Below are 16,227 nucleotides of genomic sequence, written 5' to 3' on the forward strand. Positions count from 1 at the left end.
TCTCGGATTTCGATTCTTGTAGCTACCCGAGTAGTTCCTGCATCTTTGCGCCGATGTCCGCTTCGCGCATCAGGCTTTCACCGATCAGAAACGCCCTGGCGCCAGCCTGTTGCAGGGTTTCGATGTCGCGGCGAGTGTTGATGCCGCTTTCAGCGACAATCAGACGCTCCGCAGGGATCAGCTTGGCCAGACGTGCGGTGGTCCCCAGATCGGTGACGAAGGTTTTGAGGTTACGGTTATTGACGCCGATCAGTTCACAATCTGTTTGCAGCGCCGCCTCGAGTTCCTCTTCGTTATGCACTTCAAGAAGGACGTCCAGTCCCAGCTCAGCGGCCACCCCGCTGAATTCCTGCAACTGACCGACCGAGAGCATTGCCGCAATCAGCAACACCGCATCGGCGCCATGGACCCGCGCTTCGACAATCTGATAAGAATCGCAGATAAAATCCTTGCGCAGTAGCGGCAACGAGACCTGTTCGCGGATCAACCCCAGATAACGCAGGTGGCCATAAAAGAACTGCTCGTCAGTCAGGACCGACAGACAGGTCGCACCGTGAGTCTGGTAACTTTCGGCGATTTCGAGCGGATCAAAATCAGCGCGAATGATTCCTTTGGAAGGGGAACCCTTTTTTACTTCGGTAATCAGCGCGGTCCAGCCTGAGCTACTGGCCATCCGCAGAGCGCGGGCAAAACCGCGAGGCACATCTTCAACATCCCCGACCCGCATGCTGAGCTCGGCGAGGGACATCGCCACCTTGGCGGCAGCCACCTCCGCTTTTTTAACGGCGACAATCTTATCCAGAATCATTGATTCGTCATCCTGATCAGCGCCTCAAGCTTCGCCAGGGCCAGCCCGGCATCGAGGACCGACGCAATCTGATCCATCCCATCAGGGATCGATTCGGCCAACCCCGCAGCCACCAGGGCATAGCCGCCGTTCAACACGACGATATCCCGCTTCGGGCCCTTTTCGCCAGCCAGGATGGCACGTACGATCGCCGCATTAGACTCGGCATCCCCGCCCTGCAGATCGTCGAGACGACAACGTTTCAGTCCGAACTGCTCGGGCTCAATGGTCTCCAGTTCGACCATCCCGCCGGAAATCACCGCAACCTTGGAAGGCCCGGTCAGAGTGATCTCGTCCATACCGTCATCGCCGTGGACCACAAAGCCGCGTTTGCAGCCGAGTTGGGCCAGAACTTTGGCCAGGGGCTCGACGAGTTCGGCACTGAAGACCCCCAGCACCTGACGATTGGCACCGGCCGGGTTGGTCAAAGGACCGAGCACGTTAAAAATGGTGCGGATGCCGATTTCACGCCGCGGGCCGATGGCATGCTTCATCGCCGAGTGCAAGGCCGGCGCAAAGAGAAACCCGATCCCGATCTCTTCGATACATTGTGCAACCGTATCCGAAGTCACATCGAGGTTGACCCCGAGTTTTTCGAGCACATCCGCGCTGCCGCAGGTCGACGAGATACTGCGATTGCCATGCTTGGCGACCTTGGCCCCACAGGCGGCAACCGCCAGGGCGACCGTGGTTGAAACATTGAAGGTCTTGGTGCCGCTGCCGCCGGTGCCGCAGGTGTCGATAATAGTTTCCCGATCGACGTTTATCTCCTCGCGGTCGATATCGACCACATGTCCGACCCGGATCGGGGTGGCATGCTCACGCATAACCCGCGCGGCACCGGTGATTTCAGCGACGGTCTCCCCCTTCATGCGCAGCGCGGTAATAAACGCGCCGATCTGCGCCGGGGTCGCCTCGCCGCCCATGATCTGGTTCATCACCTCGATCATCTCCCCCTCGGTGAGATCCTGCCGGTCAACAACCTTGCTGATAGCCTGTTTGATCATGGTGTGGCCTCCGCACTGAGTTTCAAAAAGTTGGCCAGTAGCTGCATGCCAGATGTCGTCAAGATCGATTCGGGATGAAACTGTACCCCCCAGATCGGCAGGGCACGATGTTCCAGCGCCATAATCACCTCATCGTCGGTCCAGGCCGTCACCCTGAGACACGCGGGCAGACTGGTGCGTTCGGCGATCAGCGAATGATAGCGGGTGGCAATAAACGGGTTATCGACCCCGCTAAAAATGCCCCTGCCGTCATGTTCTATCATACTCGTTTTACCGTGCATCAGTCGATCGGCGCGCACCACCTTACCGCCGAAGGCCGCGGTGATCGACTGGTGGCCGAGACAGATGCCGAGGAGTGGTATTTTACCGGCAAAGTGCTGAATCGCCGGCACCGAGATGCCGGCTTCGTTCGGGGTGCAGGGCCCTGGAGAGATCACCAGATGCTGCGGCGCCAGCCGTTCGATATCGGCAATATCCAGCTTGTCGTTGCGCACCACCAGAACCTCTTCCCCCAACTCCATAAAATACTGAACCAGATTGTAGGTGAAGCTGTCGTAATTATCGATCATCAGCAGCATGGCGCTAGTCCAGACCTTTATTAGCCATTTCAATGGCGCGTTTCACGCCACGAGCCTTGTTGAGAGTCTCCTGATATTCCATTTCGGGATCGCTGTCAGCGACGATGCCCGCCCCGGCCTGCAGCAGGATGCGCCCCTTTTCAACCATCAGGGTGCGGATCGCGATGGCCAGATCCATATTGCCACTGAATGAAAAGTAACCGACGGCGCCGCCGTAAACTCCGCGCCTGTGCGGCTCGAACTGGTCGATAATCTCCATCGCCCGGATCTTCGGTGACCCGGAGAGGGTCCCGGCCGGGAAGGCGGCCCGAAAGACATCGAAGGCGTCAAGCCCCTCGCGCAACTGACCGCGCACGTTGGAGACAATGTGCATCACGTGGGAATAGCGCTCGATAACCATCAGCTCGCTGACCTCAACGCTGCCGCCCCGCGCAACCCGACCGACGTCATTGCGCCCCAGGTCGATGAGCATAATGTGCTCGGCACGCTCCTTGGGGTCGGCCAGCAGCTCGGCCTCGAGGCGACGGTCCTCTTCCGGGGTCTCCCCCCGCGGGCGGGTCCCGGCAATCGGCCGGACCTCGACCTGCTCCCCCTCTTTACGCACCAGCACCTCGGGCGAAGCGCCGACCACCAGATTCTCGCCGAAGCGCAGAAAGTACATATAAGGCGAGGGGTTGATCGTCCGCAGCGCGCGGTAGATATCAAAAGGGTCGGCCTGCAGTTTTCCTTCGAAACGCTGCGAGAGGACGACCTGGAAGATATCGCCGGAGCGGATATACTCCTTGCAGTCCTCGACCGCCTGGCGAAAACCGGCCGGGGTAAAATTGGGGGTCAACACCTGCTCGGGGGCCTCATGCTGTGGCGCTATCCGATGCGGCAGCGGTTGACGCAGCTGCTCGATCAAAGCTTCGATCCGCTCGACACCACGCTGATAAGCAGCCTGCGGATCTTCCTGGTCCGCGAGCAGGACGTTGCACACGACCTTGATCTTCTGGCGCATGTTGTCGAAGATCAGCAACCCTTCGGTGAGCAGAAAGCAGGCGTCCCAGTTATCGCTGTCGCGCGAATTCTTGTCGGGCAGTTCCTCAACAAAACGCACCATGTCGTAACCGAGATAACCAACTGCGCCGCCGAAGAAGCGAGGCAGCCCCGCGATCTCCACCGGACGATAGGCCTCGAGTAATTGCTGGAGCTCGGCAAGAGGATCATCCGACTCACCGCTCTGTTCAAGCTGGTCGCCATTGACAACTTCAAAATAGCGATCGCGGCAGCGAAAGATCCGCGCCGGGCCACTCCCCAAAAAGGAGTAGCGCGCCCACTTCTCACCCCCCTCGATTGATTCGAGCAGAAACGAGGTCTGACCATCATCAATTTTACGGAAGGCGGAAACCGGAGTCTCCATATCGGCGAGAATTTCGCGATAGACCGGAATCAGGTTGCCCTGTTGCGCCAGAGCCAGGAATTCTTGTCGGGAAGGGTAATACATGTTGGACCTGTCACGGGCAAAAATAGAAATTTCTACCACTTAAGACCGCGAAAAGTCAAGAATTTGCGGGACTTTCCCAGACAGGAAACTCTAAGATAAACAATCAACGAACAAGCCTCGGCACCTTGCGTCCCCACCTGAAATCTTCGAGAAAGACCGGTCAACCCGCCATCAGGCATTTTAAATTCAGAGATATCAATTTCAATGACCTAGATAAATATTAAACGCAGAGGACCTCACGCAGCGGCAGTCTTAATAACCTTCGATACCCAGAAATTTAATCTCCCGCTGTTATCTGCTTCGACTTCTTCGGTTTTTTCGGGCGCGCAGCCAGCTGGCGCGTCAAGGGGACCTTATGGGTGGGGATGAAGCCCGACTCCTGTTTGCGCTCCAGCGTCTGCCCCAGCAGTGTTTCAATGCGCGAGAGAATTTTGACTTCATCGGCGCTGACCAGCGAGACTCCCTCGCCCTCTAACCCGGCACGCCCGGTCCGCCCGATGCGATGGATATAGTCTTCCGCCACCTTCGGCAGGTCGAAATTAACCACCAGAGGCAGCTCCAAAACGTCAATCCCGCGCGCTGCGACATCGGTCGCGACCAGGACGGCAACCCTGTTGGCCTTAAACTCGGCGAGATTGCGACTGCGAACGGCCTGGCTCTTGTCCCCATGAATAGGAGCCGCAGAGATGCCGGCCCGAACCAACTGGGTGACCAGACTGTCTGCCCGTTCCCGGCTGCGGACAAAAACCAGCACCTGCGTCCAGCCCCTGCTCCGGATCAGATGAACAAGCAGAGCCGGCTTCTGCTCTTTGTCGACCTGGTAGAGGTACTGTCGCACGCTGGTCGCGGCCATATTGGGCGGGTTGATTTCGATCTGAACTGGACATTTAAGTAGGCCATCAACCAGCGACTGAACCTCGAGTGAGCTGGTCGCTGAAAAGAGCAGGGTTTGACGCCGGTTCGGCAGCAGAGCGATAAGTTTAAGGATATCGTCCCTGAACCCCAGGTCCAGCATCCGGTCTGCTTCATCGAGCACCAGGATTTCCAACTGAGTGAACCTGACGGCGTTCTGCCGGTACAGATCGAGCAGCCGCCCCGGTGTCGCGATCAACACATCAGTCCCGCCACGCAGCCGCATCATCTGCGGATTGATCTTGACCCCGCCAAAGACCACGCCTGATTTCAGCGGCAGGTAGCGCCGAAAGAGCCTAACCGCTTCCGCCAGCTGCTGCGCCAGTTCGCGCGTCGGGGTAAGAATCAGGGCGCGGATATGGTTAGCTTTGACTCTTTGTCCCGGGCCAAGACGCTGTAACAGCGGCAGCACAAAACTTGCAGTCTTGCCGGTACCAGTTTGAGCCGTTGCCATGAGATCTTGACCTTCAAGGATCGCGGGAATCGACTGCTGTTGGATGGCTGTCGGCGTAACATATCCGACCTCCTCAATCACACGAAGGATCGGCGACAGGAGTCCAAGCGCAGAGAATGTCATTGGAGGATTGGTATTCAATCTATTATGTCCTGGGGAGAGTTTCGAATCAGCTGTAGCCTTCCGCTATACGTCCCATGCCTGACCAAATTCCTGTCGAACCGCTGTGGCTATCGCTGTGTCAGTATCTGATGACGCGAACATCTGACCGTTTGCCAGCAACGGGACAGAACTCTGCAAAAGAGGGATTAATTAAAGTGTCCAGCAAGATTGGTGGAGCCTAAAGACGTTGATGGTGGGATAACCAAAATCGGTCAGGCATGTTCCATCATAGATCTGTGCCTGTATCGTCAACAGCGCCGAAATCTGCTACAGCGTGCGAGGCCAGCTGTATGACCTCTTCAAGGGGCAGCCTGAATTCGGTTTTGGCCAAAAATCCGTTGGCATGAACAAAGCTGACCTCGGGATAATCCTTGATCTTCAGAAAGTCGACCACCCGGTTGTCCCCCAGCCGCAGCAACTCCCAGCCAGCTCCGCGCACCGAAGGGGTTATGCTCATAACGATAGCGTCATCATTGAGATGACGCAGATAGAGTTCCATCGCCAGTTTGGGGGATTTGTCGATACTGCTGGTAATCGCCTTGAGATGTCCGATCTGAACAACCTGCGCCTCGAGCTTTAGTCGCGCAAGGCGCTTCATCTTGCGTTCGATCAGGGCCAACATATCCTGGCCCAGCGCCTTCATGAACTCATAGAGCAGATCATTTTTCTCCAAGCTATCGTGCCTGGAAAAACGCGACAGAATATAGCCATCGATGGGCGAGGACGAGGCAAAGAGCACGCTGGAGTCGATGCCCAGATGCTCGGCCGTCTGGTAAGGTCCGCGGACATCCATCATGCTCATGTGCGGGTACCAGACAAACATCGACATGGCGGCATCATGATGACCGAGATGCTGCATGACCAGATGAAAAGCGCAGGGGAGCGAGGGGTCCTGATGATGGTCGAAGTTGTTCCGGTCCGGGGTATATTCCATCCCGACATCCACCACGTAGGTGTCAGGATCGGCCAACTCTTCACTGGTCGGCTCACGCCGAAAAACCTTGGCGTCACCAAGGATCGCCAACAGCACGCTGACCGACATGAAGTCATCTTTATGCGCGCTTCCCGGGTGTGCAATGATTTTATACATGAAATAAAACTTTCAAGTTCTCTTGCGAGTTAAGGAGTCCCTCTTCAATAGTAAATTTGAAGAATACCACTTTCCTTGCGTATCGGGGAGATAGAAATGAAAGGGCGACCGCACTCGCGGCCGGGATTCGCCGCTTCCGGGTTACTTTCCAAAAGGAGATTGGAGAGAGAAACATCAGGGACCTGATGTGTGTTTTCGCAACATTGAACCCTGCCAACTATGTGCTGCTATTGTTTAAAATCAGCGGGAGGATCCATCTACAGAAAAAGGCAGAGTGAATGTTATTCCCCTGCCGGTTGCCTTAATGGAAAAAATGGATCAAAAGTTTTCCAGGTTTATTCACAATGCCGCGCCCATGCCATAAAGCATGTCGTCTATCTTGTTCAAAAGTGTTTCCGGAGAAAACGGTTTTTGAAGAAAATTTAAATCATTCATTCTGTGGCTTTCTGCGCTAGCGTGAAGCTCGCCATAACCAGAGATAAAAAGAATATTTGTATCCTTTTTTATGGCTAATATTTTATTTGCCATCTCAGTACCGGTCATCCCGGGCAGACCGACGTCGGTTATTACAAGGTCCAGATCCGCCTTTTTATCCATCCACAAATCTAACGCCTCAAGGGGATTTTTACCCAGAAAAACAGTGTGGCCGGCCCCTGCCAGTATTTGTTCAAGGAGAGAAAGAACCGCATCCTCATCATCGACAACCAGAATACTTTTGGGCGATCTCTTCAGCAGTTCCCCGGCGGGTTCTGTTTTTTCGGTAACAACTTCCTCCTGGGCCACGGGCAGATAAATTGAAAATTTTGTTCCCTCGCCAGGGAGACTGTTCACAAGAACATAGCCGCCCGATTGCTTCACAATGCCATAAACAGTCGAGAGTCCGAGCCCTGTCCCCTGCCCCTGTTCTTTGGTCGTAAAAAATGGATCAAAAATTTTCTCTTTAATCTTCAGAGGAATACCACAGCCGTCGTCCTCGACCGTAATCAGGCCAAAGGATTCATAAGGCTCCGGCAAAAAAGAATAGCGTTTTTTATCCGGCAGCTCAGACTGACCCACTTGCACCCGAATAACCCCTTCATTCTCTCCGATGGCATCCCTGGCGTTCACCACCAGATTGACCAGAATCTGTTCAGCCTGCGTCGGGTCGACCTGAACAAATACAGGATGGTCAGACAGGCACAATTTCAGCTGAATATTTTCACGCAGCAGTTTCTTTAGTAAGTCCTTGAAATCCGTCACCAGCAGATTCAGGTCAAGGGTCTGTATCTGAAAAACCTGTCGACGGCTGAAAGCCAAAAGTTGTCGGGTCAGGTTTTCGGCTTTTTTAGCCGCCATCATCATTTTTTCAATATCCTTGAAGGTTTTATTCTCCGGACTTAACCTGTTACTGACCATATGTCCGTAACCCAGGATGATGGTCAAAATATTATTAAAATCGTGAGCTATGCCCCCGGCCAATTGGCCAACTGCCTGGATTTTTTGAGATTGCCGAAGCTCATCTTCAAGTTCGAGGGCCTGGGTGATATCATTTTTAACGGAGACATAATTTGTCGTCACCCCCAACTCATTACGTACCGGCGAAATTGTTGTTTCTTCGGTATACAGGGTACCGTCTTTTTTCTTACTCACGAAGCGTCCACGCCAGGTTTCACCACGCGCAAGTGTATCCCGCACCTCCGCATAAAACTTCGCACTCTTCCCTTTAGGGTTCAACATGCGCAAAGTCTCACCAAGAGCGTCCTGCCGGCTGTGGCCCGTCATCTTTTCAAAGGCCGGATTTAAATACTGGATAGAACCAGCCTGATCCGTTATCACAATCGCTTCCGCCGCCTGCTCAACGGCAGACTGCAGTAGCTTCAGTCCCGCTTCAGCTTGTTTGCGGGCGGTTATATTCTGAAAAACGCAGTAGGTCTGCCGCACACTGCCGTCTTCGCGGTAACCAATACAACCTTCAAGCGCTACATCTAAATAATGCCCAGCGCTGTGCTTCATTCTGAAGCGAACATCATGGATATGACCGCGCTGCTTAAATAGGGAGAAATTCTTTTCAAGGACGGGAATCCAATCAGGGTGCAAAAAATCCGCGAAAGGTTCACCTAGCACTTCCTCGCGGGTGTAGCCTAGAGCTTTCAACCAGGCGGGATTTACATCAAGAACAAGACCATTCACGTCGAGAGACTGATAGGCGAGAGGGGCGTTGTCATACAGAGCCCTGTATTTCTCCTCGCTCGCACGTAATGCTCTGGTCTTCTCGGCCACCAGAGCTTCCAGGCGCCCATTTAAATCGCGTAAATCGTTCTCCGCGCGCTTGACCCTCAGCATGACTTTGACCCTGGAGACGAACTCGACATTGTCAAAAGGCCGCAGAATAAAATCATCGGCCCCAGCCTCAAGCCCTCTGGCCTTAAATTGAGCCGGGGCGTTATGGGCGGTCAGCAGGATCAAGGACATTTGTGCGGTGCGACTGTCAGCCTTCAGCTGGCGGCACATTTCAATCCCGTCCATTTCCGGCATTTGCACATCAATCAGGGCGCAGTGGATCTGATTTTCACGGGCAAGCCGAATGCCTTCGGCGGCATTGGAAGCTGTAAATATCTTGATGAGGGGAAAATATTCTTTAACGAGACTACGAAGAACGATCAGGTTATCCTGGCGATCATCGACAATCAACAGGGCAATTTTGTCAACCATGGTACGGGCCCCCTCCCTTTTTTAGGTTAGCCATTTGCGCACCTTCGCTTGCAGATCCGCCGGATCGAAAGGCTTGGACAAATAATCATTACAACCGATCGCCAGCATCTTCTCGCGATCACCTTTCATGGCGTTAGCCGTCAGGGCAATAATCGGAATTCCGGCCAACGCCGGGTTACTCTTGATCTTTTGCGTCGCGTCCATGCCGCTCATCACTGGCAGATGCATATCCATCAGGATCAGTCCGGGGCGCAACTTTTCCGCCATCTCAACCCCCTGTTCGCCATCGATTGCGGCGATGATCACACAGTCCTCATTTGCCAGGGTTGAGGAGATGGTAAACAGATTATCCGGGTTATCCTCAACGACCAGCACGGTTCTGTTCGCGTTCAGACTCAGAGTTAACTGCGGTTGCGCCTCGACAACTTCCGGCCTGGCTGGCACTGGTTCAAGCAGTGAGTGGACCGCAGCGATGAGTTGCGCCTTATTGACTGAACCCTTCTGGATCAATTGATGAACATGATTGTATTTGAGCCGTGCCCGATCCTGGGCAGTCAGCTCTTTAGCGGTCAAAACCAAAACGGGTAGTTTCTCGGTCCAGGGTGTAGAGCGGATGGTCGCCAACACCTCAAAACCATCGACCCCGGGCATCATCAAATCAAGCACCATACCGTCTGGCACTGATCTTTTGACACTGGCCAACCCCTCGGTGCCGTCACTGGCCAAGGTCACGCTGTAACCACTCTCCTCCAAGGCCATCCGCACCTGGAGTGCGGCAGTTTCGTTATCCTCCACGACCAGTATTTTGCGCCTTACCGGTGTAGTCAAACCTATTGTGCCAAGCTCCAGCTGCTGCAAGGTGGCAAGCAGGCCACTCAAAAACTTTTTATTGGTGAGCACCCCCTTGGCAATAACCCTTTTTGCCGACGCCTTCAGACGACTACGCTCTGCGGCGGTCAGATCTTTCGCCGTCAGAATGATCACCGCCAGCCCAGACAAAACCGGATCCTTTTGCAGTTCATCCAGCACCATATAGCCATCGACATCGGGCATCATCAGGTCAAGAAGTAACACATCAGGCGGATATTCCTTAACAATCCGCAGTGCCGCTTCTCCACCATCGGCCTGTGTGACCAGATAACCCTCATCAGTCAGCGCTGCTTCGATATAATTACGCGCGACGGCATCATCATCGGCAATCAGGATGCGCTTGACCTGTTTATGAGAGCCAATCCTTTCTAACTCGGTGCAGAGCAGGTTTCTGTCGATCGGCTTTGTCAAATATCCGGCAGCGCCCAAGGCCACGCCCGTCGCCCTGTCTTCGCTGACCGAGAGCATGGTCACTGGAATATCTGCAGTATCTGGATTATTTTTAATCCCGCGGAGGACTTCCCAGCCATCCATATCGGGCATTAGAATATCAAGTGTAATAGCGAAAGGGTGGTGTTCTTTTGCCAGTTGCAATCCCTGCCTGCCGCTCGACGCGACAATCACTTCATACCCTGCCGCCTTCAGATGTCTGGCCACCAGTTCACGCACCTCGCGTTCGTCATCAATCACCAGAATGGTACGCTGCATAGAACGGCCAGGGAGAGTCTCTGCTTTAAGCGCAGTCATGCTCGAATTTTCACCCGCAGTTCGAACCTTTGCCACCGACATTTTTAACGGCAGTTCGAGAGTAAAGGTGCTCCCCTGACCAAAGGTACTTTCAACCAGAATCTGACCACCCAATAATGTCGCCAGCTTTTGGCAGATGGAAAGCCCCAGCCCCGTCCCTTCATGTTTTCGTGTGGTCGTACCGTCTGCCTGGCGGAATTCATCAAAGATGTGCGTCAGGTCTCCCGGCAAAATACCGATGCCGGTATCGCTAACCTCACAGCGCAGGGTCTGCGCTGTTGCGGTCACGTTCAGGGTTATCTCCCCTTGTTCGGTGAACTTGATCGCGTTGGAAAGCAGGTTCAAAAGGATCTGATGCAGTTTCTCCTCGTCGGATTCAATCGCGGGAAGCGTATCAAGGTTCAGTGAAATTGCCAGATTTTTGTTTTCGGCGAGGGGACGGACGGTGTCAAGCGCACGCTGAACAACCTGATTGACGTCGAAAACTGCGGGGAAAATATCCATGCGGCCCGATTCGATCTTGGCCAAATCGAGGATATCGTTAATCAGGTTCAGCAGCTGACGACCGTTTCTTTCGATTACTTCCAGAAAGTTTTTCTCTTCGTCTGGGTCCTTGCCGGTGCCACGCGAGATCATCAACTGCGAAAGGGCCAGCACACTGTTCAATGGCGTGCGCAGCTCATGGCTCATATTGGATAAAAATTCGGACTTGAGACGATCCGCTTCTTCGACCTGGGTGCGTCGCGATTCCAGTTCAGCCGCCGTCCCGCGCAGTTCATCCGCCTGCTCGCGTAATTCCTCGGATTGGGAAACTAATTCCTCGGTATTGATTTGCAGCTCCTCGTTCTTTTCCGCGAGCTCAAGCGCCTGCCTCTGGGTTTTCAGATTGGCCAGCACGTTAACCAGAGCACTGCTCACGGGCATCCAACACACCTGCAAAATTTCCAGGCATTCAGCCGAGTAACTATGCAGACTGGCGAGTGAGACCACCGCCTTCACTTCGCCGCGTTCTAGAAGGGGGATGGTAATGATCTCACGCGGTAGCACCTGACCGGCAACTGCATTGAAGGTAAAGCGGGTATCGGCAGGGATATCACGGATGAGTTCGATCTGTTTTGAGGCCAGCGCGACCCCGATCTCCCCTTCCAGACTGGTGGCATTAAAAGGCGGCAAAGAGTCCGGTCCGGTACCGATCGAGGTCACAATTTCAAAGCTGTCGCCATCGCTACTGCGCAGGTAAAATGCGGCCAGACGCGATCCCGTAATCTCGATCAACTTCTTCAGGAGTATCCGGGAGAACTCTTGCACCGATTCGACCGCAATAATCGATTGAAAAATTGCACTGTTGCCACGTTGCACATTCATTTTCGCTTCAATTGAGCCAGCCAACTCATTGAAGGCTCTGGCCAGAAAACCGAGCTCGTCGGCGCGATGAATATCATTGCGTACTGCCAGTTCGCCATTTTGTTGTCGGCTTGCAACATTTTTCATGCTCACAAGTGGGCCCACAATCCTTTTAGAAATAGCGAAAGAGTAAAAAATAATGATTGCGGAGGAGAGAACGAAAATGATCAGCAAATTCATCAAGAGTTCTCTGGCCGGAGCATAGACTTCAGCGGCATCCTGCTTTGAGACAAATCCCCAATTTACCCGTGGTATGTGCTTATAAGCCGCCAGAACTTTTACACCGCGATAATCATTGACCTCAATGACACCTTCGCGCCCCTGCGCGGCAAGAACTGCGGGAAGGGCTTTGATCGTCAGGTTCAATGGAGCGTTTTCATGCCATCTTAATTCGTTTAACGCCAATCCATCCTTACTGACAATGAGAGTCTCCCCTGTTTTTCCCATTCCGGTGCGATCCATCAGGAGTCTATAGATAGAATCTTTCAGATCGATGCGGGCGACCAGAATGGCGTTAATTTGTGCATGATTGACAAGATCAAATATCGGCGTCGAAAACGCCATCGCAGGCGCGTGAAGGTCCGCTGAATAATAAATGTCCTCGATAAAGGTGGCTCCAGATTTTAGCGGGCCGTTGAAAGACGGGTCACTCAGCCTGGAGAGTCCCTCACGCGACGCGTCCGTAGAGAGCAGAATCTTTCCACTGATGGCATCGACAATATAGAGCTCGTCATAGTATCGATGTCCCAGGACGTAGCGCTGCAAAAGATTCCTGGCCGCAGCCAGATCGAGCTTATCTTCGCGGTTACCTTGTGATGAACTGAGGTCCGTGGCCATTCTTGCGAGCCCCGGATCACCCGAGATAACGTTGAGATCAGTGCTTCTATCCTCAATCCAGTTATTCACTTGCTGAACCTTTAGGTCGCGAATAACTGAAAGTTTGGAATAGACCTGCTCCTGAAGGGTATGAACCCGTTGGAAATAGGTCACCCCTCCGAAAATAGCTGCGGGCAACATACCCAAAATCAGAAACCAGAGTGTCAGCCAGCTGCGCATTGATTTAAAGTGAAACCTTGCAAACATCTGTAAGCACTCCTTTTGGTCCTAAGCCAATTTACCCGTAAGTTTTTGGTAAATTTTATTGTGCGAATCTACAACTTTAAACCAGGGCGCGATCTCTTCGGTAAGGGTCTCAGAACTCCCCAGTACCAGATACCCGCCAGGGACCAATGACCGTAAAAACTTGGACAGGACACGAAGCTGCAGGTCCCGATTGAAATAAATCAGGACATTGCGACAAAAAATCAGATCGAATTCGCCAAACACACTCTCTGCCGGAGAGTCGGTCTTTTCGGAGGTAAGATCATCCTGAGAAAAATGCACCATGCTGCGAATGGCGAGCTTCAGCATGAAATTCTCGGCCAGGGGTTCAAAATATTTATCCACCACCCCCAGCTTGGTCTCCAACAGGCTTTCGCGCGGATATACGGCTTTGGCTGCTCGCTGTAAAGCGCTATTGTCGATATCCGTCCCAAAAAGACAATTCGTCCAATTCGCCCATGTTTTATCGCTTTTTTTCAGCGCCTCCTTAATACAGATAGCGAGAGAATAGATCTCTTCACCAGCGGCACAGCCAGCACTCCAAACTCTGAGTTCGCGCACCCCGAGGTGACTTTTTTTCTCGATCATCTCAGGCAATATTTTCTGACTCATGATTTCAATAACAATCGGGTCACGAAAAAATGAACTGACGTTTATGGCTATAACATCGATTAATTCATCACATTCTGCAGGGTCGTTTTCGAGCCGTTGCAGATAAAGTGCGTAATCATCCATTCCCAATTTTGCAAGCCGTGCAGCTACGCGTCTACCGAGCATGCGCGGACGATAGTGACTGAAGTCGATTCCCCGAGTCTGTTTCAAGCAGGCCAGGATATTAATAAGATCTGGGTTTAGCTGACGGATAATCTGCCCTTTCAGGTTCATCATACGGCGTCGGAAAAGGAGAGGACAAAGGTCGCACTCGGCCACTTACAAGGCAGGGACCGGAAGTAAACATTGCAGACAGACGCGCAAAAACCCCCTTATTTCATGTCGCTCACGAGACATGTCGACCAATAACAGCCTGGTCAGGGTTACCATGCGCTCTCCAGGATGACGCTGATATTGCACCAGATCAAAAACCAGAGAGATCCAATTCCCAAATAACAAAAAAAAGCATGCGCAATTACGCGGATTTGAAAATCGGTCATCTGTAGGGGCGCTGATGACCGGCTAAAACACCGGTCACTAAGAACAGGATATACCTTGAAGGATTAGATTATTCTACTTGAAACCAAAAACAAGTCAAGAAATCATATCCATTTGAAATAAAACTACTTTTTGTCATTTTAAGGGGATTAGAGATCGGACCCCCTTGATTTAATATTTGTTTTTTTGGGGGAAGAAACTAAAAAATAGTTAGTGAGGAGTTAAGTTGCACAAATGGCCCGAAAATATCAAAGAGCGGCAGAGTTCGCGCCCTGTTGAATAGTTCTACTGAATGAAGCTTTTCGACCAACCAGACCAAAAACGAGCCGATCAATACGTATATTGACCGGCTCGTTTTTAATATTAAAGTGGACTGTTTAGAGGCTCAACCGCATGCAGCTATTAACACAGTGATAATTATCCAAGCCAGGCGCACATCCGTTCCATCGCGGTCAGCACCCGGCCGCAGTTGGCTCGCAGGAAGTCACGATCCAACCCTCGATCATCCGGCACCAGTTCAGCTGCAGCCAACGTCCTTGTGCCATCAAAATCGACATAAGCCAGCCGGATACTCAACTCGGTTGCGGGACGACCGAAGCAGGTACCTGGCAGCACAGCAACGCCGGTTTCCTCGAGCAGTCTTGTGCAAAGTTGCGCGCTGGTGGTAATGCCACGTTTTTCGAGGCGCTCGCCTAACGGGCTGAAATCAGGGAAGGCATAGAAGCCGCCATCAAGTTGCGGCAGCATCAAACCGAGCTCAGTAAGAGACGCATGCACGCTCGCGCCGAGGGCCTTAAGGATGCGCCGCGACTGCCAGAGGTAACGTTCGATCGCTTCCCCGCCTTCGAAGGCGCGCACCGCCGCATACTGGATCGGCGCGCTGACCGAGGTAAAGCTTTCGGAAGCAACCGTCGCCATCGCCTTAACCAGCCATTCGAGCTCCGGCGGGGCAACGAAGGTCCCGAGCCGCCAGCCGCCAGCGCCGCACCATTTGCTGAGCCCGCCGCTGATGATGGTCCCTTCGGGGTAGTAGCGGGCGATGGAACGATGACCGCCATCAAACTGCAGCTCACCATAGATCTCGTCGGAGAGCATGATAATTTTATACTTGCGCGCGACCAGAGCCAGCGCCTGCAGCTCGGCATCGCTGTAGCTGTAGCCGGTCGGGTTGTTCGGATAGTTAAGGATCACTATCCGCGGTTTGGACGGATCTGCGGCGCAGACCTTCTCCAGCTCCTCGGGAGTCAGCAGCCATTTATTTTCGGCCCGCGTCGGTACCCAACGCACCGGACGACCGGTAATGTTCGCCTGAGGCGCGTAAGAAACCCAGCTCGGGGAGGGGATCACCAGCTCACCATAGTAGACCAGCTGCAGGATGAACATCAGCTCCTTCGACCCCGGTCCGATCAAAACCTGCTGCGGTTCATAAACCAGGCCCTGAGTTCGTTCAAGATAATTAACCACCGCCTGTTGCAAGGCCGGGAGACCACGCACCGGCAGGTAATCTTTCTGGTGCGCGTTGGCCTGCAGCGCACCGACGACCTCCTGCGGCACCGGAAAGGGCGATTGACCGAGACCGAGCTTGTAGATCTGCTTTCCGGTCGCGAGCAGGCGATTAGACAGTTCGTTGATCTCGAGGGTTGCCGAAAGGGGCAAACCCCTGACATTGAGATTAAGATGCATTTCGTGGCTTGCGTTAGAGCTCATAATTGTCCTGTCATGCAAAAAA

10 protein-coding genes are annotated in these 16,227 nt (G+C 53.3%); all 10 read right to left on the reverse strand.

Features of this window, described 5'->3' with window-relative positions:
* Positions 1-22 precede the first annotated feature (22 nt).
* The gene (gene trpC, locus D888_RS0112835; protein WP_020676960.1) at positions 23-808 is read right to left on the reverse strand and encodes an indole-3-glycerol phosphate synthase TrpC; all 786 of its coding nucleotides are present in this window, start codon (positions 806-808) and stop codon (positions 23-25) included.
* Positions 805-1,854 carry an anthranilate phosphoribosyltransferase gene (gene trpD / locus D888_RS0112840; protein WP_020676961.1) on the reverse strand — a complete coding sequence of 350 codons (1,050 nt, stop codon included), beginning with the start codon at positions 1,852-1,854 and terminating at the stop codon, positions 805-807. Before trpD ends, trpC begins: the two co-directional genes overlap by 4 nt.
* Complete coding sequence (locus D888_RS0112845; protein ID WP_020676962.1) at positions 1,851-2,432, reverse strand: anthranilate synthase component II; 582 nt, start codon at positions 2,430-2,432, stop codon at positions 1,851-1,853. The genes trpD and D888_RS0112845 overlap by 4 nt, the downstream gene beginning before the upstream one ends.
* 4 nt (positions 2,433-2,436) lie before the next feature.
* A complete protein-coding gene (trpE, locus tag D888_RS0112850) occupies positions 2,437-3,918 on the reverse strand; it encodes an anthranilate synthase component I (protein WP_020676963.1) in 1,482 nt (493 codons plus the stop codon).
* A gap of 277 nt (positions 3,919-4,195) precedes the next feature.
* Complete coding sequence (locus D888_RS0112855; RefSeq protein WP_211215669.1) at positions 4,196-5,425, reverse strand: DEAD/DEAH box helicase; 1,230 nt, start codon at positions 5,423-5,425, stop codon at positions 4,196-4,198.
* Positions 5,426-5,672: 247 nt separating this feature from the next.
* A complete protein-coding gene (locus D888_RS0112860; protein WP_020676965.1) occupies positions 5,673-6,536 on the reverse strand; it encodes an MYG1 family protein in 864 nt (287 codons plus the stop codon).
* Positions 6,537-6,875: 339 nt separating this feature from the next.
* Positions 6,876-9,227: a response regulator gene (locus D888_RS0112870; RefSeq protein WP_020676967.1), complete on the reverse strand. Its 2,352-nt coding sequence runs from the start codon at positions 9,225-9,227 to the stop codon at positions 6,876-6,878.
* 21 nt (positions 9,228-9,248) lie between these two features.
* Complete coding sequence (locus D888_RS23215; protein WP_020676968.1) at positions 9,249-13,331, reverse strand: response regulator; 4,083 nt, start codon at positions 13,329-13,331, stop codon at positions 9,249-9,251.
* 21 nt (positions 13,332-13,352) lie between these two features.
* A complete protein-coding gene (locus D888_RS0112880) occupies positions 13,353-14,237 on the reverse strand; it encodes a CheR family methyltransferase (protein WP_026362376.1) in 885 nt (294 codons plus the stop codon).
* Positions 14,238-14,915: 678 nt separating this feature from the next.
* Complete coding sequence (locus D888_RS0112885; RefSeq protein WP_026362377.1) at positions 14,916-16,205, reverse strand: pyridoxal phosphate-dependent aminotransferase; 1,290 nt, start codon at positions 16,203-16,205, stop codon at positions 14,916-14,918.
* Positions 16,206-16,227 lie beyond the last annotated feature (22 nt).

This window comes from Geopsychrobacter electrodiphilus DSM 16401 (genome assembly GCF_000384395.1).
Taxonomy (GTDB): domain Bacteria; phylum Desulfobacterota; class Desulfuromonadia; order Desulfuromonadales; family Geopsychrobacteraceae; genus Geopsychrobacter; species Geopsychrobacter electrodiphilus.